The sequence below is a fragment of the Frisingicoccus caecimuris genome (genome assembly GCF_004340975.1).
Taxonomy (GTDB): domain Bacteria; phylum Bacillota; class Clostridia; order Lachnospirales; family Lachnospiraceae; genus Frisingicoccus; species Frisingicoccus caecimuris.
This window is the reverse complement of sequence record NZ_SLXA01000003.1, coordinates 232,847-252,062: the sequence shown is the minus strand read 5'-3', so window position 1 is coordinate 252,062 and position 19,216 is coordinate 232,847. Positions and strand designations below refer to the sequence as shown.

The following is a 19,216-nucleotide window of genomic DNA, read 5'->3' as shown; positions in this document are numbered from 1 at the left end:
TTTATTTTCAATTAGCATTTTAAAAATAGACTGTCTTTTTTTCATCAGATGTGCTATTCTGATTAGGACAACATATTTTTTCTTTATCAGGGAAAATTATGGATACAAGAAAGGAGTAATATTATGGCTGTTATTGAATTGACTCAGGAAAATTATCAGAAGGAAGTCATTGAATCTGATAAACCGGTCCTCATCGATTTCTTTGCCACGTGGTGCGGACCTTGCAAGATGGTTTCCCCAGTAGTGGATCAGATTGCAAACGAGCGTCCGGACATTAAAGTATGCAAATTAGACGTAGATAAGAATCTGGATCTGGCAAGAACCTTTCAGGTAATGAGTGTGCCGACACTCGTCGCTATGAAAAACGGCAAAATGATCAACAAAATCATCGGGGCGATGCCAAAGGCCCAGATTTTAAAAATGTTTGATTGATTCAGAGAAAAACCCCTCTCAGATGGCCGAGAGGGGTTTGCTTTATCTTCAATTCCGTATATTAATATTTTCATGGCTATCCCCTCCCGACTCATACTCTTTCTTTATTGTCCAGCTAAAAAATCGCTGTACCACAACCTGAGAAGCTATGATACAGCGATTCTTCATTTTATAATACTTTTGACAAAAAATCTTTCAGTCGATCATTCTGTGGATTCCCAAAGAATTCTTCCGGTGTATTCTGTTCAAGAATATATCCGTCAGCCATGAACATGACTCTTGAAGCCACCTCTCTGGCAAAGCCCATCTCATGGGTAACGACCACCATGGTCATTCCCTCATCGGCCAGCTGTTTCATCAGGTCAAGCACTTCACCCACCATCTCCGGATCCAGTGCTGACGTAGGTTCATCAAAGAGCATGACCTCCGGATTCATGGCCAGGCTCCGCACAATGGCGATACGCTGCTTCTGTCCACCGGAAAGCTGAGCCGGATAAGCATCTGCTTTGTCTTCAAGGCCGACCCGTTTCAAAAGCTCCATCGCTTTTTTGTCCGCCTCTTCTTTTGTCATGATCTTAAGCTTTATCGGAGCCAGTGTAATATTATCTTTAATTGTCAGATGAGGAAACAGATTGAAATGCTGAAACACCATTCCCATCTTCTGACGAATCTGATTGACTTCTTTTGATTTCGCCTCGGTGATATCCTTTCCCTCAAATACAATATGTCCGGAAGTTGGCTTTTCCATCAAATTCAGACACCGTAAAAATGTACTCTTGCCCGAGCCGGAAGGTCCAACGATAACGACCTTTTCACCCTGCTCAATATGTTCATTCAAGTCTTTAAGGACATGATTGTCACCAAAGACTTTGTCAAGATGCTTAACGTCGATCACTCTGGGCCAGCCTCCTTTCAAATATTGACAATAATTTGGTCAGGATAATGACAACTACCAGATACATAGCCGCTGTGATCAGAAGCGGAGGCAGCAGATCATAAGTAATCGCACCCACATTCTGGGCTGCCTTTGTCACGTCCCGCACGGCAATCGTTCCGACAATAGCTGTTTCCTTGATCAATACGATAAACTCGTTGCCGAGAGCCGGCAGAATATTTTTTATCGCCTGCGGCATAATGATACTGATCATCGTCTGTCCCCATCCAAGGCCAAGGGAACGTCCCGCCTCCATCTGGCCGACATCCACCGCCTCGATTCCCGCACGGATGATCTCCGCCACATAGGCACTGGAATTAATACCGAAACAGAGGACAGCCGCCACGATCGGTGAGGTATCCATCTTCGCAAAGATAATAAAGTAAATAATCAAAAGCTGTACATAAACCGGAGTTCCCCGGATAATACCGATATAGATATTGGCTATCCAGTTGAGAAGCGTCAATATGATATTTTTCTCTACATGATTTGCCGTATATTTGATGATCGCCAAAATCAATCCGACAGCTACACCAAGCAATACTGCAAAAAGTGATATAATTAAAGTCGTCTTAAAACCATTCAGATAAGCCGCATAACGGCCGTTCACTAAAAATGCTTTTTCTATTCTTTCCCATGCTGATATTAACCAATTACCCACATCATTACCTCAAATCCTATTTTGTTGTATGATTGATTGTAAATTCGTCAATCTTACCTTCATCAATGAGCTGCTGTAATACTTCATTCATCTGATCAAGAAGCTCTGTATTACCTTTCTTTACTGCGATGGCATATTTATCTGTAAAAAGCTCACCATCAAGGATTTCCAGGTCGTCGTTGGCAGCTACAAGCTGTTCGGCTGGAAGAGAATCCATGACAATACAGTCTAATTTATCATTTTTAAGTTCCAGAGCTGCTTCCGCATATTTACCAAACTGTTTTACTTCGCATCCCAGATCATCTGTGCAATAAAAATCACCGGTCGTTCCCATCTGAACGCCAACAATAGTTCCTTCTGTCACATCTTCTACAGATTCAATCTTTCCGGCATCTTTTTTCACAACAACCACCTGTTTGGAGGTCGCATATTCAATAGTAAAATCCATCTCTTCCTGACGATCCGGTGTTACAGAAATACCTGCCGCCGCAAAATCAACAACGCCCTGCTGTACAGCCAGTAACGCGCCATCAAAAGTCATATTCTGGATTACCAGTTCTTTACCCATAGCTTTTGCAATTTCATTAGCAATATCCACATCCACACCAATAACTGTCTCTCCATCTTCTGTATATTCATATGGAGCAAAACCAGCCTCTGTAGCCATGATCAACTTACCGGAATCTCCGGCTGCTGTGCTTTCAGCGCCAGTTTCCGCTGTTGTATCGGCAGTCGTCTCTGCCGCCTTTGTTTCTTCGCTTTTTGAGCTGCAGCCAGCCATCACGGATACGGACAAAGCCAGCACACATGCTAAACTTACTATTTTTTTCATTGTTTCTCTCCTCCTGATAAATTAAATCTAAATATTTAACATTCTACAGTATACAATAAATGTTCCATAAAATGCAAGCATTTTCGCATAAAAATACATCAAAATACAATAACTTCACCATCGGCGGCGGCACAATAGCACTCTTCCAGTTTTTCAAACTCCGCCTTTCCACTCGTCGCCTCCACTATTTCTTTGCAGAGCCCGTCAAAAAGCCCTTTTTCTATCAGTATTTCAACAACCACCCGTTCTGTGTAATCCGTACTGACAGTAATTGCCCGACTTTTTCCAAGAATATATTGAATTTTCCCAATACCATTATAATCTGTATAAATTTTCATTCGACAGCTCATAATCTTCTCCACGATCACGCTGTTTGCAAGCCCTTCCTGAACGGCCTGACTATAGGCCCGCACAAGGCCCCCCGTTCCTAAAAGGGTTCCCCCGAAATATCGGGTCACGACTACGCAGACATTGTGCAGCCCTGACCCTAAAAGCACGTCCAACATAGGTTTCCCGGCGGTCCCCGACGGCTCACCGTCGTCACTGCATCGAGAAACCTCATTCCGCTCCCCGATCACAAATGCATGGCAATTATGCCGGGCATCCCAATATTTCTTTTTCATTTGTTCTATAAACTGTACTGCGTCTTGTTCTGAATTAACTGGGCATACTGTTGCTATAAAACGAGATTTTTTTTCAACAATCTCTCCTTCTCCGCCCTGATAAACGATTTTGACTCCATCCATCCTGTTCAAATCCTTTCAGGTTTATTTCAAATTTTTATAATATATTAGACAGTGTACCATTAATTCAGCAATAATTCAAAATTTTCTTTGCTTTCACTGCATATATTTGTTATAATGTACATTTGTAAAGGAGGCTATAATTTTATGGACTACAGTAAACACGGAACGCAAAAAAAAGAAAAACACATACGTTCTGATATTCCTAAAGCTAAGCATAAAGTCAGTTTTAATATATTCCGCATTTTTATTTTTGCCCTGATCGCCATCGGCGTTATGGGTATCGCCGCCGCAATCGGAGGTCTCAGAGGTGTATTAGACTCTGCTCCTCAGATCAGTGTGGAAGATGTTATTCCTGAGGGTTATAAATCCTTTATTTATGATAAGGACGGTAACCTGCTGACACAGCTTTATCAACCGGAAACTAACCGTATTCAAAAAAGTATCAGCGAGATGCCGGAAGTTCTCCAGAACGCTTTTATCGCTCTGGAGGATGAACGTTTCAGAGAGCATAATGGTATTGACCCAAAAGGTATTGTTCGTGCCTTCGTTGTCGGTGTTACCTCCGGTGATTTCTCCGAAGGTGCCAGTACCATCACACAGCAGCTTCTGAAAATTAATGTTTTTGGCGGCGGTGATGAAGATTCACTGCTTTTAAAATTCAAACGTAAATTTCAGGAACAATATCTTGCTCTTGAACTCGAAAAAACGATGTCCAAGGATGAGATTTTGGAAGCCTACTTAAATACCATCAATCTCGGGGCTTCGACCTATGGTGTTGAAGCAGCTTCTCAGAGATATTTCGGTAAATCCTGTTCGGAAGTCAATGCTTCTGAAGCGGCCGTTCTTGCAAGTATCGCCAAGAGCCCGACCTGGTTTGATCCGATGTACTATCCGGATAATAACAAAGAGCGACGGGATAAAACCCTTGGAAATATGCTGGAGCAGGGTTACCTGACCCAGGAACAATACGACGAAGCGATCGCCGATAATGTCTATGAACGTATTGCTGCCCGGGCTGAAGAACAGGGCGATAATCATCGTGTCTTTACTTATTACGAAGATGCGGCAATCCGTCAGGTACTTCAGGACCTTCAGGATCAGCTTGGCTACACCCAGGAGCAGGCCGTCAACAAACTATACGGCGGCGGCCTCAAAGTCTATCTGGCGCAGGATAACCAGATGCAGACGATTGTTGACGAAGAATATCATGATGATTCCAACTTTGGTTATAATAACGCTCTTGGCCTGGAATGGCGCTGTTCCGTTATGGAAGAAGACGGAAGTACCTCAAACTACGACCAGTTAACGATGCAGTACTGGTATTGGAACAATGAAAACTCCAGCTTCAAACTGATTTATAATAATGCGGACGAAGCCTGGAATGATATTAATCATTATAAAGAAGCCCTTGGTATCACGGAAGAGAATACCCTCGCTGAAACCTTTTACCAGCCATATGCGATGCAGTCCTCATTTGTGCTGATGGATCAGCGGACCGGGGAAGTAAAAGCCATTGCCGGTGGACGTAATGAGAAGCAGGAAAGCTTATCCTTCAGCCGCGAGACTCAGGCCACACGTCAGCCAGGTTCCTGTTTCAAGATTCTTGGATGTTATCTTCCGGGTCTGGATGCGGCAGGGCTGACACTTGGCAGTACAAAAATGGATGCGCCGTACACCACACCATCCGGCTACAGCCCGGTCAACTGGTATTCGGGATACTGGGGACTGGCTACGGTGCGTTATGCCATTACCCAGTCCATGAACGTTGTAACGACAAAATTCTTTGTGGAGGATGTTACGCCGGAACTTGCCATTGACTACTGCCGGAAACTTGGTATTACCACATTGACTGACAGCGACTATGTAGAATCCTTTGCTCTTGGCGGTCTGACCTATGGTGTTACCAACCTGGAAATAACCGGAGCTTATGCTGCCATTGCCAACGGCGGTAAATATGTCCGTCCGGTCTTCTATTCCAAAGTCGTTGACCGTGATGGTAATGTCCTTCTGGATAATACAAATCCTCAGGGAAAACAGGTTATTAAAGAAACAACCGCTTACCTTCTGACCAGCGCCATGCAGGACGTTGTCACCAAAGGTACCGGTACCGCCTGTGCTCTTCATGACGGTATGGATGTGGCCGGAAAAACCGGTACAACTTCCGACAGTAAGGACCTCTGGTTCGTGGGCTATACTCCATATCTGACTGCTGGTATCTGGCTTGGTTACGATCAGAGCTATGCAATGGAAGGTGAGTTAAGCGAAACTGAACACGAATATCTGTGGGCAACAATCATGCGCCGGATTGATGCAGAATGCGGCTATGAGCCGACTTCCTTTACCGTACCGGAAAATATCGGTACACGGACCGTCTGCTCCAAATCCGGAAAGCTTGTCGGAACCTCCGCATGTACACCGGTCACCGAATATTTTGATTTAACATCACTGCCAAGCGGTTACTGTAATGACCACATTGGTGCAACAATTTGTAATGTATGCGGTGGTATTGCAAATGGAAACTCGAAGAGCACTTCTTATAAAGAATATCGTTCTTCATCAGAAATACCTGGTTACTACTGCACATGCCCGCCGGAAACAACATCTGTTGAAAGTACAACGTCTGAAACGACTCCGACGACGACTCCAAGTACAGAGCCATCTGGTGAAACTCCAACGACACCGACAACTCCAACGACACCGACAACTCCGACAGATCCGACAGCGCCAACACCTGTTGGCTGACCAACGAGATGAAACACGTTTTGCGCGTTTCACTCGTTATCGCAACAATCGCCAAATATCCGCACAAGTGCGGCTGCCTGGCTCGTTGCTCGCATAAATAAAAGAACGTCCCCAAAGTCATCAAATAACTTTGGGGACGTTCTTTTTCATCTACTTTTTCATCTTTGGATTAAAAATGAGAGATGCCAGATAAGAAATCAGCAGAGACGCGCTGATTCCAATCGACGACGCACTAAACCCACCTTTAAAAATCCCAATAAATCCTTCATCATTGATTGCGCCTTTAACACCTTCCCACAAGCTGTAACCAAAGCCGCACAGCGGTACGGTAGCCCCTGCCCCGGCAAAATCCACCAGAGGTTTATAAATACCAAGGACTCCTGCCGCGATTCCCAGACAGACGAGCAGTACCATAATGCGTCCCGGAAGGAGTTTGGTCCGATCCATCAAAATCTGAATCAGCCCACAAATCAGGCCTCCCACTAAAAAAGCTTTAAGAAACATCATTATACATCTTCCTTTCCATCCCACAGTCCGACCTGCGGGCTCTTATGGAAAGTATGTGCAAAAACCACCGTAATATACCCGGGAGCAATCAATTTACTCTATTCTTTAAAATACCGCTTTCATCAATAATTTGTACGATTTTTTCCATCGTCGGAACATCCCGCACCAGCGCAAATCGAACATAACGGCTTCCCAGACTTCCGAAACTGCTTCCCGGCGTACAGATAACACCGGTTTTGTCCGCCAGGTCCATACAAAATTGTTCGGAGGATACATACCCGTCCGGAATCGGCGCCCAGGCGAACATGGTCCCCTCACTGTCCGGTACATTCCATCCGATACGGCGCAAGCCTCCGCAAAGTGCATGATTTCGCCGTTCATACTCAGCACACTGCTCAAGCACCGCATCCTGAGGTCCGTTCAAAGCCGCAATGGCGCCATACTGTACCGGTTTAAATACGCCGTAATCGATCTGAGACCGAACCGTCTTAAACTTACTGATAATCTCCTTATTGCCAATCACAAAAGAAATTCTGGCTCCCGTCAGATTATAGGATTTAGAAAGAGAGTAAAATTCCACGCCCACATCCTTTGCCCCATCATACGCCAGGAAAGAACCGCCCTTTCTTCCGCCGTAAATGATATCTGAGTAAGCATTGTCATGCAGGACAATAATCTGATATTTCTCCGCAAAACGAATGAGTTCTTCGTACATCCGATCATTTGCCGTCACACAGACCGGATTCAGCGGATAGGATACAATTATAAATTTTGCTTTCTTTGCCACTTCTTCCGAAATGCTGTCAAAATCCGGCAGGAAATGATTCTCCGGACGCAGATCATAAGTCACAGGCACAGCACCGCATAAAAATGGTCCGACTGAGAAAATCGGATATCCTGGATTGGGCACAAGGACCACATCTTCCGCATCACACAGAGCCATGGCAATGTGGGCGATCCCTTCCTGAGAACCGTTAATGGACATAATTTCATCATGTTCAATATGTACGCCATACCGACGCTCATAATGGCCGGCCACCGCATCTAAAAGCTCCGGCATGTCCACCAGAGAATACTTATAGTTCTCCGGATCCTGGCATGCTTTACAAAAAGCTTCCATCACATGGGGTGCCGGTTTAAAATCCGGCGTTCCCACGGACAGATTATATACTTCTCTTCCCTGCCGCAGAAGCTCCTCTTTTTTCTCATTTAATATGGCAAATATCCCTGCCTCAAAGCTGTCCAAATGTTCGGCAAAATGGAATTTCATCCTCATCGCTCCTTTAAAATTTTATCATATTGTATTTATTATAGACCAATCATCCGTCTTTTTCAAGCACTACACCGTGGGCAATCCCCGGAATACTCAACCCCTCGTTAAAACTTATTTTTGACAACAACGCCCCCGTCGGAACAAAAAGGACCCGTTTCCACTCTCCGATTTCCATCTGATGCATGACATAGCTGCATAAAGTCACAGCCGAACATCCACATCCACTTCCCCCGGCATGGGTATCCTGAGTCTCATGGTCAAAAATTTCAATACCGCAATCCATATGAGACCCTTCAATATCGTAGCCTTCCTCACGCATCAATTCAAATAAAATTTTCTGACCGACAGTCCCCAGATCTCCGGTAATGATCCGGTCGTAGTCCTCCGGTTTCCGATTCATGTCCTTTAAATGACTGGCAATAACAAGGGCGGCGGCCGGCGCCATGCAGGCCCCCATATTCTGGGAATCCTTAATGCCATAATCCATAATTTTTCCTGTCGTTATCCCATGAACACGAACACATTTTTTTGCCGCCTGCTCCGAACATTCCTCCGCGTTTTCCAAAACAAGGGCGCCGCTTCCTGTTACCGTCCATGTAGACGCTAAAGAGCGCTGATTACCATATCCCAGAGGATAACGAAATTGCTTTTCAGCACTGGCAAAATGGCTGGAAGTCACCGCCACTACACGACTGGCAAAACCGCCATCAATCGCCATAGAAGCCAGACTCAGAGACTCTCCCATCGTCGAACATGCACCATAAAGACCAAAATGGGGAATCTGCAGCTCCATGACGCCAAAGGAAGTGGCAATCGTCTGACCGAGCAAATCCCCGGCAAACAGATAATCAATATCCTCCGGCCGTAAAAATGCCTTATCCAGCGCTTTTAATACGGCCGTGTATTGAAGCTGACCTTCCGCTGCCTCCCAACTGTCCTGTCCCATCATCGGGTCTTCGCATACGGTGTCAAAATAAGCCCCTAAAGGTCCTTCTGATTCCTTTTCTCCCACAATAGCCGCATAGCTGCGGATTATCGGAGGTTTTTCAAACATCACTGTATATCTGCCCTGTCTCTTTGTTCCCATAACTGCCCTCCTATACCATTCCGATACTCATAAGTATCCAATAAATCAAGCCAAAAAACCAACTTGTCACTATACCATATAAAATGACCGGCCCGGCAATATTAAAAATCTGACTGCCGATACCAAATACCTGTCCTTCACGCTTAAATTCTATCGCACAGGAGGCCACCGAATTGGCAAAACCGGTAATTGGCACGAGATATCCGGCCCCGGCAAATTTTGTAATCGGTCCTACCAGGTTGAATCCTGTTAAAAGAACGCTGATCAAGATCAGTATAAGTGTTGTGTAATTGTTCGCCAGTGTGTGCATCATCCCCTGGGATTTAAACCAGTTGTACAGACACTGGCCGATCACACAGATGATGCCGCCGCTGACAAAAGCCTTCAAAAACGAAAGCCATCCATTGACTTTTGGCGTTACCTGTTCTACATAGTCCTGATATTCTTTCTTATTCAATGCCTTTTCCTCCTCACACAAAAAATTCTATGATTCCACCGACAGCTTTTCCCAGAGCTATGGCCCAGATAAATGCTTTCATCCCCTCCCTTAGCCGCAGCCGATGAAATAAAATCGGAAATACATTAACGACTTCGGCCAATGCTCCGATAAAACAGCCCACATATATTCCCATGAACAGACCAAAGATTCCCATCTCCCATGATAAACCCACCGGTATATGCCACTGATAAATCCAAAGCAAATTTCCAATGATGCCTCCAGCTATAAAACAGACCTCATACCATCGAATTCGGGAGGCGCTGTGGGTCACCTGAGCTAATCGGTTCAATACACCAATGGTGGCGATCAGAGCAAACAGAGCAGCCGCCACTGTAAACCCGGAAGATACACCAATAAAAGCCAATGCAAGGTTTTCCATATTCTAATCCTCCACATCCAGTGATTTTCCCCGACGGTCCGAAGATTTTACATAGGCATCCACCATATCCTCTTCATACTTATCCATTTGAATTTCCATGGCTGTTGGATTCCTGCGCCCCTTCTTTTCAAAATGATTAAAAAATACAAGAATGCCAAGTGCAATTCCCACGGAATAGGTCGCCTCTAACACACCATTGCCGCTGTCCGGTCCCAAAAACATTTCATACAGCGTATCAAAAAGGTCTTCCACTCCTGCGTCCTCATTATAAGTCATGATAGAAAAGGCTGCCCCGAAAAATGTGACCAGACTGACCAGAACAACTTGAATATGACTCCATAGACCAGATGGCCTCTTTCCGGAAATCAAGTCTACCAGACAGTCACTGCTTCCTGTGGAATGGATCTCTAAATCCCTCCCCAAAAACCTGTAAATCGCCTCATAAACATAGAGAATAGAGATAACCTCTTTTTCTCCATCCGTTTCCTGAAATGAAAATACCGGCACATTCTTAACCCGCTGCATCAGTTCCTCATCGTTGCAGTAAATACTGGCCATATCCTTCAGTCTGACCTGTTTTTGGTCGACACGGACATGGGCATCCAGCTTAATATAAATATCTGATTTTATATGCTCCAAAGAGTATCCTCTCCTTCCTTTGGCGCATGATCTTCTATTTCCACAAAAACCGCATCCTCATAAGTTGTCTGACCCACATTGGAAGCAAAACGACTCCACACACTCAGCCAGAGAACTGCAGCGACGACTGTCAATATCAGGCATATGAAAATTTTAAAACCCCGTATTTCATGCATTTTCATCACTCCTTTGAACCTTATTATTCCTGACCAACATAAAAAAATACATCTTTTGAAAAAAATGCTTGTTTTTTCAAAAGATGTATTCATAAAAAAGCTATTTAATTATTTACACACATTCACCGGTGAACCATCCAGATAAGCATACACATTATCAAAAACAATTTTCGCACGGCGAATCATAGATTCCTCAGAGATAAAAGCCTGATGCGGTGTCAGCAGCGTATTCTTTGCGGAAAGGATCGGATAATCTTCCGGAATCGGCGGTTCCATATCAAATACGTCCAGACATGCAAAGCCTAATTTATCTTCATTCAATGCCTTTGCCAGCGCCGCATTGTCTACGATCGGTCCGCGGGCACAGTTGATAAATACCGTATCCGGTTTCATAAGCGCAATCTTATCTGCACTGATAAATCCCCGTGTACTGTCATTTAACGGCATATTCAAAGAAACGATATCACTTTCGGATAATACTTCATCCAGTGATTTATATTCAATACCAAGAGCTTTGGCTTCCTCGGTCTGACTCCGGTTATAAGCAATAACCTTTGCGCCAAAAGCCAGGAACAATTTTGCAGCAACCATACCAATCTTTCCAAGACCGATAATACCTACCGTACGTCCACAGATTTCGCGGCCGCCGATACCTGCACTTGTACCGCCTTTACGAACCACATCATTTGCCTTTGCCACATTTCTCAGACCAGCAATCGCCATACCGATCACCAACTCTGCCACCGTCTGATTCGAATAACCGGCCGCATTACAGATCATAATATTCTTATCTCTGCATGCCTGTACACCAATATGATCGATTCCTGTAAATGCTACGGAAATCATCTTTAAAGCATCTGCAGATTCCACAACCTCTGCCGGATATGGATTGTTGGCGATCATGGCAATGTCACATCCTGCGGTACGTTTTTTAAGTTCTTCCAAATCTGTAGTCTTTGTATCATAATAACAGAATTCATGACCCCTGTCCTTCAACCCCTGTGAAAGTTCATCCAATACTGCCTGTGATACCCCAATCGGCTCTAATAAACTGATTTTCATACTAAAATTCCTCCTCGATGTAATCCTTATTATACTCCTTTCAGGCGGATGCCCGTATCTCTATAATACACCCAAATACAGGTGAAATGCAATCCCAATTCTGGGTATGATTACTGGTCGATAATCTCCCTCATCCGCTTCAGAATCCGCTTTTCCATTCGGGACACCTGAACCTGAGAAACACCAAAATGTTCAGCAATTTTACTCTGAGTCTCATTACAATAATATCTGAGAATAATCAGTTCCCGCTCCCTCGCATCCAGATTCGCCAACAATTCCTCGATCAGCAGATGGTCTAAAAGTTCTCCATGGCTGTCTTTCTTTTCAATCAGTTTATCCACCAAATGTACCGGCTGACCATCGCTCTGGAATATCACCTTATTTAACGATTCAACCTCCGACCCGGCTTCCATGGCTGAAATAATATCCTCCGGCTCCAGACCGGTACAGGCACAAAGCTCACTTAACGAAGCTTCACGACCATTCTGATGGTTCAACGTCTCTCTGGCTTTCTGAATTTTCCACGAATGCTCTTTCAGAGACCGACTGACCTTGATCATTCCATCATCCCGGAGAAACCGCTTGATCTCCCCGGAGATCATCGGCACCGCATAGGTAGAAAACCGTACATCATAGCTCGTATCAAAATAGTCGATCGCTTTCATCAGACCGATGACACCGATCTGAAACAAGTCCTCCGCTTCATACCCCCGATGAGCGAAACGTCGGACCACACTCCACACAAGTCCCATATTTTTTTCTACAAGTAAATCTCTTGACTTCTTATCTCCTGATTTAGCGGCTAAAAGTAACTCAAGAAATTCCATAGATTGTCAGACCACTCCCAGTCTCTTTTTCATAACGATACGGGTTCCCTTTCCCGGCTCGGACTCTACCTTCAGTTCATCCATAAACGCCTCCATAAAAGCGAATCCCATACCCGAACGATCAATATCCGGCCTTGTCGTAAACATTGGCTCCATAGCCTTCTCAATGTTTTCAATGCCCACGCCAAAATCCACAACTTCCACGACCACCTCCCTGTCATCAATCCGGCCATACATTTCTATATCGCCCTTACCACCGCCGTAACCATGAATAATACTATTTGTTACCGCCTCAGAAATTGCTGTCTTTATATCCGCCAGTTCTTCCAGCGTCGGATCCAGACGGGCCACAAACGCAGAAATTACCATCCGGGCAAAGCTTTCATTTTCCGAACAACTGTCAAATATTACTTTTATTTCATTTTTGTCCATTGAAAACATCCTCCACTTCCGAATAGACCCGAATAATTTTATGCAGACCGGACACGTAAAAAAGTTTTTCCACCGCCGGACATACGCCCGCCGCACATACCGTACCGCCGCACATGGAAAGATCCCGATACCGGCTGATCAGCATCCCCACACCGGAACTGTCCATAAACGTTGTCTTTGTAAAATCAAAAATAATATTCCGAATATCCCGTTCTCGTCCGATACGTTCCAGTACCTGCCGTATATGCTCTGCCTGATGATGATCCAATTCCCTTCCTACCTGAATGATCAGATAGGGACCTTTCACCTGATATTCCATTTCCATTGTCATACCTCCTATACAGCAAAAAAGATGAGCCCCCCACATGTATGAGTTTCTCATCTTTTGTTTCTCAATTTCAGTTTTATTCACCTTCCGATATACGGCTCTCAATCTGGCTCAGATAAGTCCGCGCATCATTCGCATAATCACTGTCACCGTAATTATTAATGATCGTATTATAACAATTTCTGGCCTGTTCGAAATCCGTCAGGTACTGATATGCCCGTCCCATATTATACCAGGCCTCCACCGAATCCGGATTCAGATTCAGCACTTTACGGAAATAGGTCACCGCATTCATATAATCCTTCTGATCGTAATACTCACAGGCCTCCTCATAAAGCTGGTTAATAACCGTATCTTTGGTATTTGTCAGCAGAAAATCATAAACATCCTGAGCCTCCTGGCCATCCAAAAGCGTCTTATCCACATCCGCCAGCACTGTTCCGGCCGTCACAAAATCATTATCCAGATAAGACTTCATCGCCTGAATCAAACGTTTATCATTCTGCTCACTGTCCGCCCCGCTTCCTACACTGTCCATATTATTTTTCAATTTATCATTTTCATCGGTCAGCGTATCCACCTGATTCTGAAGTGACGTAATTTCCTTATTTCTTTCGGAAACCTGACTGCTATACCCAACCACCGCCTGATTGTATTCCGATGCTTTGGTCTTCTGAATCGATGGTACGAGCAAAAGGCCAACCACTGCAGCGCCGATAATAATACCGATCAGTATATTTACAAAGGAAAGCGTACTTGTATTAAAATCCGTATAGCCTCCCGATGTTCGCTCAATAACGATAGGATTCGGGTCTTTAATCTGAACATAGGCAGCTTTTTCCCGCTCCACGTCCCCACCTTTCCGCCTCTGTCTGGAATACCCGACCAACTCATTCATATAGCGAACGGTTGTAATATTATTCCGGTCCAGCTTCAGCGCTCTGGATAATATCTTCCTCGCCGCAGAATATTGCTTATGTTGAATATATAAAAGACCTAAAAGCTGATAGGCCCGAATATAATTCGGATTCAGGTTGACTACTTTTTTTAATTCAATAATAGCCAGATCACCGTTGCCTTCCTCCAGATATTTCAAAGCCAGATTATAATTCTGAATCGTATTGTTGATGACCTGGAGCTGCCCCTGATTATTCTGAACCTTTTTAATATAATTCCGGGCAACATTTCCTTTACCCTGAAAATGGACACTAATGACCCACTCACTCAAAGCAGATACTGTTTCTCCCATCTGAAAATAAACCAGACCTAAAAGATTCCGGGCCTTTGTATTACGTTTATTGTATTTCAGACTCATCTGCAATGACGTGATGGCGCCGCTCAGATCCCGTAACTTCGCTTTACTTAAACCCACATTGTAATGATCATTCGAAGCCCGGATAATCCGCTTCATCGTCGGTTCTTCATATTCACATTTCGGACAACGGTATGTATTTTCAAGGGGCGTACCGCATTTTGGACAATTCATACACGTCCCTCCTAAAACTGTTTAAAACCCTTTGGATCACTGCGGAATTCTTTCATCATCTCTTCAACAATATCGATGACATCCCTGAGGTCATTTCTTTGAATTGCCTCTTCCGCCTGGTCCACTTCAAGACTCGGTTTGTATTTTTTAAGTTCTTCATCAAAGTTAATCATCTAAATCTCCTCCCAGAAGCTCTTTCACATGGCCGACCAGATAGAGAGAGCCTGTACATATAAGAACGCCATCTCTGCCCTTCCATTCCTGTCCGGTCATAATGGCCTCACTTACATTATATGTACCCTGAATATTTCCATGCCAGTTTTTTTGAAAATCTTTCATTACTTCATGAAAATCCCGGCGCCGGCCATTATCAATCTCGGTCACAATGATACCTTTCAGCCGGCGTATACCGCACAAATGTCGGACCATCTCCTGATAATCCTTATCCTCTGCTACAGCAAATATCAGATAAATATCTCTCTGTGAAAATATCCGGTCCACCGAACGTACCAGTTCCCGAATACCATCGTCATTGTGAGCGCCATCCACATAAATATCTCTGCCCACCGGCTCCATCCGTCCCGGCCAGGTCATATGCCGGACACCCTTCAAAACTTTCTCACGAAAATCTGTCTCTGTCATTTTCCAGTCTGAAAACTCTCGGAGAACTTCCATGGCTGTCACTGCCAAAGCCCCATTTTCCACCTGATACATGCCGCTGGTATTAAGCATTATATCATACTTTTTAAAATATGGACACACTAAAGAGAACTGTATGTGGGCTTCCTCTGCGGAAATGTCTTCCATCCATTCCGGTTTTACCGGATAACACATGGGCCTCTCCGAAAGATGCTGCTCATTAGCCCGCGTTTCAATCACCCGGACGGCATCCGGACGGGCCGCCAGATAGACAAGAGGCACTCCCGGTTTGATGATACCCGCTTTCTCCGCCGCAATTTTTTCAATTGTGTCACCAAGTATGGCCGTATGGTCCAGTCCGATGGAGGTGATGACAGTCAGATCCGGCGCTTCCACCGCATTGGTCAGATCCAGCCGACCGCCAAGTCCCGTTTCAATGACGCCATATTCAATCCCGGCTTTTTGAAACGCACACATGGCCATCAGATAAATAAACTCAAAAAAGGTCGGATGGACAATCCCCTCAGCGCTCTGAGCATCCACCAATGCCTTAACTTTATAAAAAGCTTCCGAAAAAGCCTTGTCACTGATCTCTCTGTTATTGATACGTATCCGCTCATTGATACGGACCAGATGAGGTGAAGTAAAGAGCCCGGTCTTAAACCCCATTTCCCGCAGACAGGATTCCATATAAGCGCAGACCGAACCCTTGCCGTTGGTTCCCGCCACATGAATATAATGAAAACTCTTTTCCGGGCTTCCGAGAAGTCTTAAACGCTCCCGGGTCTGTTCAAGACCCCCGGTCCTTACGAACCGGGGGATATGATACAAGTATTCAACAATATCATTCATCATCCGTTTAAAGCTTCCAATCGTTCTTCAACCTGCTTTAACATCTGGGTGTATTTTTCCAGCTTGTCCCGCTCGGCCTGAATCTTTGCTTCCGGCGCTTTGCTGACAAAGTTCGGATTATTCAACATTCCCGATGCTCTGGCAATCTCTTTGTGAAGCTTTTCTTCCTCTTTGGCCAGCCGGGCTTTTTCTTCGCCAATATCCACCAGCTCAGCAAACGGCATGTAGATGACCGCCTGGTGAATCACTGCGGATACGGCATCCTTTTCAATGCCTGTCTTATCGGCCTGAATCAAAACATCGCTGGCATGGGCCAATGTGGCAAAGAATACTTTACCATCTTCAAAAATCCTGCGAACAGCTTCGCTTTCAGAAACAACGATGACCTTTGCCTTCTTGCTCGGCGGCACATTCATACCTGTTCGCACATTACGGATACCGCGGACAGCCTCTTTAATCGTCTCTACCGCATTTTCATCCGCTTCAAAATTCCATTCTTCCCTATATTCCGGCCAGGAAGAAATCATAATGGATTCCTCTTCCTCCTGAACATTGCAGAAAATTTCTTCTGTGATAAACGGCATATATGGGTGAAGAAGCTTTAATGCCTGGATGAGGACCGTTTTTAATGTCCAGAGAGCCGCAGCCTTCGTCGTATCCTCATTATTGTACAGACGTGGTTTAACTATCTCGATATACCAGTCACAGAATTCTTCCCAGATAAAATCATACAATTTCTGAACGGCAATGCCAAGCTCGTATTTATCCATATTGGCTGTAACGTCTTTCGCCAGTGTGTTTGCCTTGGACAATATCCACTTATCTGCCTGAGTCAGATCATCTAATGTCACATTGTCTATAGAAATGCCTGCTTCTTCCGCCTGCTCAAAATTCATCAGCATAAACCGGGAGGCATTCCATACTTTATTCGCAAAATTACGGCTGGCTTCCACCCGCTCCCAGTAGAAACGCATATCGTTTCCAGGCGCATTGCCTGTAACAAGGGTAAACCGCAGCGCATCGGCACCGTATTTATCAATAACTTCCAGCGGATCGATGCCATTTCCAAGAGACTTACTCATTTTCCGTCCCTGGGAATCTCTCACAAGACCATGGATGAGAACTGTATCAAATGGAACCTCGCCCATATGCTCAAGGCCCGAGAATACCATACGGATAACCCAGAAGAAAATAATATCATAACCGGTAACAAGAACATTTGTCGGGTAGAAGTAATCCAGATCTTCTGTCTTATCCGGCCATCCCAATGTGGAAAACGGCCACAGAGCCGAGCTGAACCATGTATCCAACGTATCTTCATCCTGAACAATATGATGGCTGCCGCACTTACAGCAGGTTTTCGGTGCATCGGCTTTTCGGGCCACCATGATCTCACCGCAATCCTGACAATAATATGCCGGAATCCGGTGTCCCCACCAGAGCTGACGGGAGATACACCAGTCGCGGATATTTTCCAGCCAGTGAAGATAGGTCTTATCAAACCGTTCTGGAACAAATTTTAAGTCACCTTTTTTCAATGCTGTAACGGCCGGTTTTGCCAGCTCCTCCATCTTAACAAACCACTGCTGCTTAATCAGCGGTTCTACCGTCGTCTTGCACCGGTCATGGGTACCTACATTGTGATTGTAATCTTCAATCCGTACGAGCAGACCGAGACGGTCCAACTCTTCTACAATGGCCTTACGGGCCTCATAACGGTCCATACCGGCATACTTCCCGCCGTTTTCGTTGATAGTGGCATCATCGTTCATGATGTTGATCTGTTCCAGATTGTGTCTCTTGCCCACTTCAAAGTCATTCGGGTCATGTGCTGGTGTGATTTTAACCGCTCCAGTTCCAAATTCTTTATCTACATACTCATCTGCTACCACCGGAATCTCTTTATTAACGATTGGCAAAAGAACCTTCTTTCCGATGAGATGTTGATAACGTTCATCCTCCGGATGTACGGCTACCGCCGTATCACCCAACATGGTTTCCGGACGGGTTGTGGCAATTTCCACCATTTCATCAGAGCCAACGACCGGATAATTGATATGCCAAAAATGACCTGCCTGGTCCTCATATTCAACTTCCGCATCGGAAATGGATGTTTTACATACCGGACACCAGTTGATAATTCTTGCACCTTTATAGATCAATCCTTTTTCATGGAGACGTACAAACACTTCCTCAACGGCTTTATTGCATCCTTCATCCATGGTAAATCGCTCTCTGTCCCAGTCACAGGAAGATCCCAGTTTTTTAAGCTGGCTGATAATACGTCCTCCATACTCTTTCTTCCAATCCCAGGCCCTCTCCAAAAAAGCTTCCCGACCTAAATCTTTTTTGCTGATACCTTCTTCTTTTAACTTCTCCAGAATCTTAACTTCCGTTGCAATACTTGCATGGTCTGTTCCCGGCTGCCAGAGGGCATTATATCCCTGCATCCGTTTGGAACGAATCAAAATATCCTGTAATGTATTGTCAAGGGCATGACCCATGTGAAGCTGTCCCGTGATATTTGGCGGCGGAATCACGATTGTAAACGGTTTCTTACTCCGGTCCACCTCCGCATGAAAATATTTATGGTCGAGCCATTTCTGATAAAGCTTATCCTCAATGGCCGACGGATTGTAGTTTTTCTCCAACTGCATCTTTTTTCCTCCTTAAAATTGAAAGA

The 19,216-nt window shown here is 44.8% G+C and carries 21 protein-coding genes; 2 read left to right on the top strand and 19 right to left on the bottom strand.

The features are described from left to right. Window positions 1-123 precede the first annotated feature (123 nt). Window positions 124-432, top strand: coding sequence for a thioredoxin (gene trxA / locus EV212_RS05285; RefSeq protein ID WP_132089925.1), 309 nt, complete (start codon window positions 124-126; stop codon window positions 430-432). Window positions 433-601: 169 nt separating this feature from the next. Here trxA and EV212_RS05280 read toward each other — a convergent pair whose 3' ends face one another. The 4 genes from EV212_RS05280 to EV212_RS05265 form a co-directional block, all read right to left on the bottom strand. Further along, window positions 602-1,327 (bottom strand): amino acid ABC transporter ATP-binding protein, encoded by a 726-nt coding sequence (locus tag EV212_RS05280; RefSeq protein ID WP_132089922.1) that lies wholly within the window; start codon window positions 1,325-1,327, stop codon window positions 602-604. Next, window positions 1,314-2,027, bottom strand: coding sequence for an amino acid ABC transporter permease (locus tag EV212_RS05275; protein WP_132089920.1), 714 nt, complete (start codon window positions 2,025-2,027; stop codon window positions 1,314-1,316). The genes EV212_RS05280 and EV212_RS05275 overlap by 14 nt, the downstream gene beginning before the upstream one ends. 16 nt (window positions 2,028-2,043) lie before the next feature. Beyond that, the gene (locus tag EV212_RS05270) at window positions 2,044-2,859 is read right to left on the bottom strand and encodes a transporter substrate-binding domain-containing protein (protein WP_207669067.1); all 816 of its coding nucleotides are present in this window, start codon (window positions 2,857-2,859) and stop codon (window positions 2,044-2,046) included. A gap of 98 nt (window positions 2,860-2,957) precedes the next feature. Next, complete coding sequence (locus EV212_RS05265; protein WP_132089917.1) at window positions 2,958-3,605, bottom strand: YigZ family protein; 648 nt, start codon at window positions 3,603-3,605, stop codon at window positions 2,958-2,960. 144 nt (window positions 3,606-3,749) lie between these two features. On the opposite strand from EV212_RS05265, the gene EV212_RS05260 reads away from it, so the two are divergent. Continuing rightward, on the top strand, window positions 3,750-6,347 hold the full coding sequence (locus tag EV212_RS05260) for a transglycosylase domain-containing protein (protein ID WP_165873306.1): 2,598 nt from the start codon (window positions 3,750-3,752) through the stop codon (window positions 6,345-6,347). Between the two features lie 150 nt (window positions 6,348-6,497). Here the strand turns inward: EV212_RS05260 and EV212_RS05255 are convergent, their stop codons facing one another. The 15 genes from EV212_RS05255 to EV212_RS05190 form a co-directional block, all read right to left on the bottom strand. After that, the gene (locus EV212_RS05255; protein WP_132089910.1) at window positions 6,498-6,854 is read right to left on the bottom strand and encodes a SpoVA/SpoVAEb family sporulation membrane protein; all 357 of its coding nucleotides are present in this window, start codon (window positions 6,852-6,854) and stop codon (window positions 6,498-6,500) included. A gap of 88 nt (window positions 6,855-6,942) precedes the next feature. Beyond that, window positions 6,943-8,124, bottom strand: a complete 1,182-nt coding sequence (locus tag EV212_RS05250) for an aminotransferase class I/II-fold pyridoxal phosphate-dependent enzyme (protein WP_207669066.1) — start codon at window positions 8,122-8,124, stop codon at window positions 6,943-6,945. Window positions 8,125-8,173: 49 nt separating this feature from the next. Then, on the bottom strand, window positions 8,174-9,214 hold the full coding sequence (gene spoVAD, locus EV212_RS05245) for a stage V sporulation protein AD (protein ID WP_132089904.1): 1,041 nt from the start codon (window positions 9,212-9,214) through the stop codon (window positions 8,174-8,176). A 10-nt stretch (window positions 9,215-9,224) separates the two neighbouring features. Then, window positions 9,225-9,671: a SpoVA/SpoVAEb family sporulation membrane protein gene (locus EV212_RS05240; protein ID WP_243115466.1), complete on the bottom strand. Its 447-nt coding sequence runs from the start codon at window positions 9,669-9,671 to the stop codon at window positions 9,225-9,227. A 13-nt stretch (window positions 9,672-9,684) separates the two neighbouring features. Beyond that, window positions 9,685-10,092 (bottom strand): stage V sporulation protein AB, encoded by a 408-nt coding sequence (locus tag EV212_RS05235; RefSeq protein WP_132089898.1) that lies wholly within the window; start codon window positions 10,090-10,092, stop codon window positions 9,685-9,687. Between the two features lie 3 nt (window positions 10,093-10,095). Beyond that, window positions 10,096-10,731, bottom strand: coding sequence for a stage V sporulation protein AA (locus EV212_RS05230; protein WP_132089895.1), 636 nt, complete (start codon window positions 10,729-10,731; stop codon window positions 10,096-10,098). Further along, window positions 10,719-10,907: a hypothetical protein gene (locus EV212_RS05225; RefSeq protein WP_132089892.1), complete on the bottom strand. Its 189-nt coding sequence runs from the start codon at window positions 10,905-10,907 to the stop codon at window positions 10,719-10,721. The genes EV212_RS05230 and EV212_RS05225 overlap by 13 nt, the downstream gene beginning before the upstream one ends. Window positions 10,908-11,015: 108 nt before the next feature. Then, entirely contained in the window at window positions 11,016-11,969 is a 954-nt protein-coding gene (locus EV212_RS05220) for a 2-hydroxyacid dehydrogenase (RefSeq protein ID WP_132089889.1), read from the bottom strand. Window positions 11,970-12,079: 110 nt separating this feature from the next. Beyond that, window positions 12,080-12,796 carry a SigF/SigG family RNA polymerase sporulation sigma factor gene (locus EV212_RS05215; protein WP_132089886.1) on the bottom strand — a complete coding sequence of 239 codons (717 nt, stop codon included), beginning with the start codon at window positions 12,794-12,796 and terminating at the stop codon, window positions 12,080-12,082. A 6-nt stretch (window positions 12,797-12,802) separates the two neighbouring features. Continuing rightward, entirely contained in the window at window positions 12,803-13,228 is a 426-nt protein-coding gene (spoIIAB, locus tag EV212_RS05210; RefSeq protein ID WP_132089883.1) for an anti-sigma F factor, read from the bottom strand. Then, the gene (locus tag EV212_RS05205) at window positions 13,215-13,553 is read right to left on the bottom strand and encodes an STAS domain-containing protein (protein WP_165873305.1); all 339 of its coding nucleotides are present in this window, start codon (window positions 13,551-13,553) and stop codon (window positions 13,215-13,217) included. The genes spoIIAB and EV212_RS05205 overlap by 14 nt, the downstream gene beginning before the upstream one ends. Window positions 13,554-13,632: 79 nt before the next feature. After that, window positions 13,633-15,042: a tetratricopeptide repeat protein gene (locus tag EV212_RS05200; RefSeq protein WP_132089877.1), complete on the bottom strand. Its 1,410-nt coding sequence runs from the start codon at window positions 15,040-15,042 to the stop codon at window positions 13,633-13,635. Window positions 15,043-15,053: 11 nt separating this feature from the next. Further along, on the bottom strand, window positions 15,054-15,215 hold the full coding sequence (locus EV212_RS13425) for a hypothetical protein (protein ID WP_165873304.1): 162 nt from the start codon (window positions 15,213-15,215) through the stop codon (window positions 15,054-15,056). Continuing rightward, a complete protein-coding gene (locus tag EV212_RS05195) occupies window positions 15,208-16,536 on the bottom strand; it encodes a bifunctional folylpolyglutamate synthase/dihydrofolate synthase (protein WP_132089874.1) in 1,329 nt (442 codons plus the stop codon). The genes EV212_RS13425 and EV212_RS05195 overlap by 8 nt, the downstream gene beginning before the upstream one ends. Then, window positions 16,533-19,190, bottom strand: a complete 2,658-nt coding sequence (locus tag EV212_RS05190) for a valine--tRNA ligase (RefSeq protein WP_132089871.1) — start codon at window positions 19,188-19,190, stop codon at window positions 16,533-16,535. Before EV212_RS05190 ends, EV212_RS05195 begins: the two co-directional genes overlap by 4 nt. Between the last annotated feature and the right edge of the window lie 26 nt (window positions 19,191-19,216).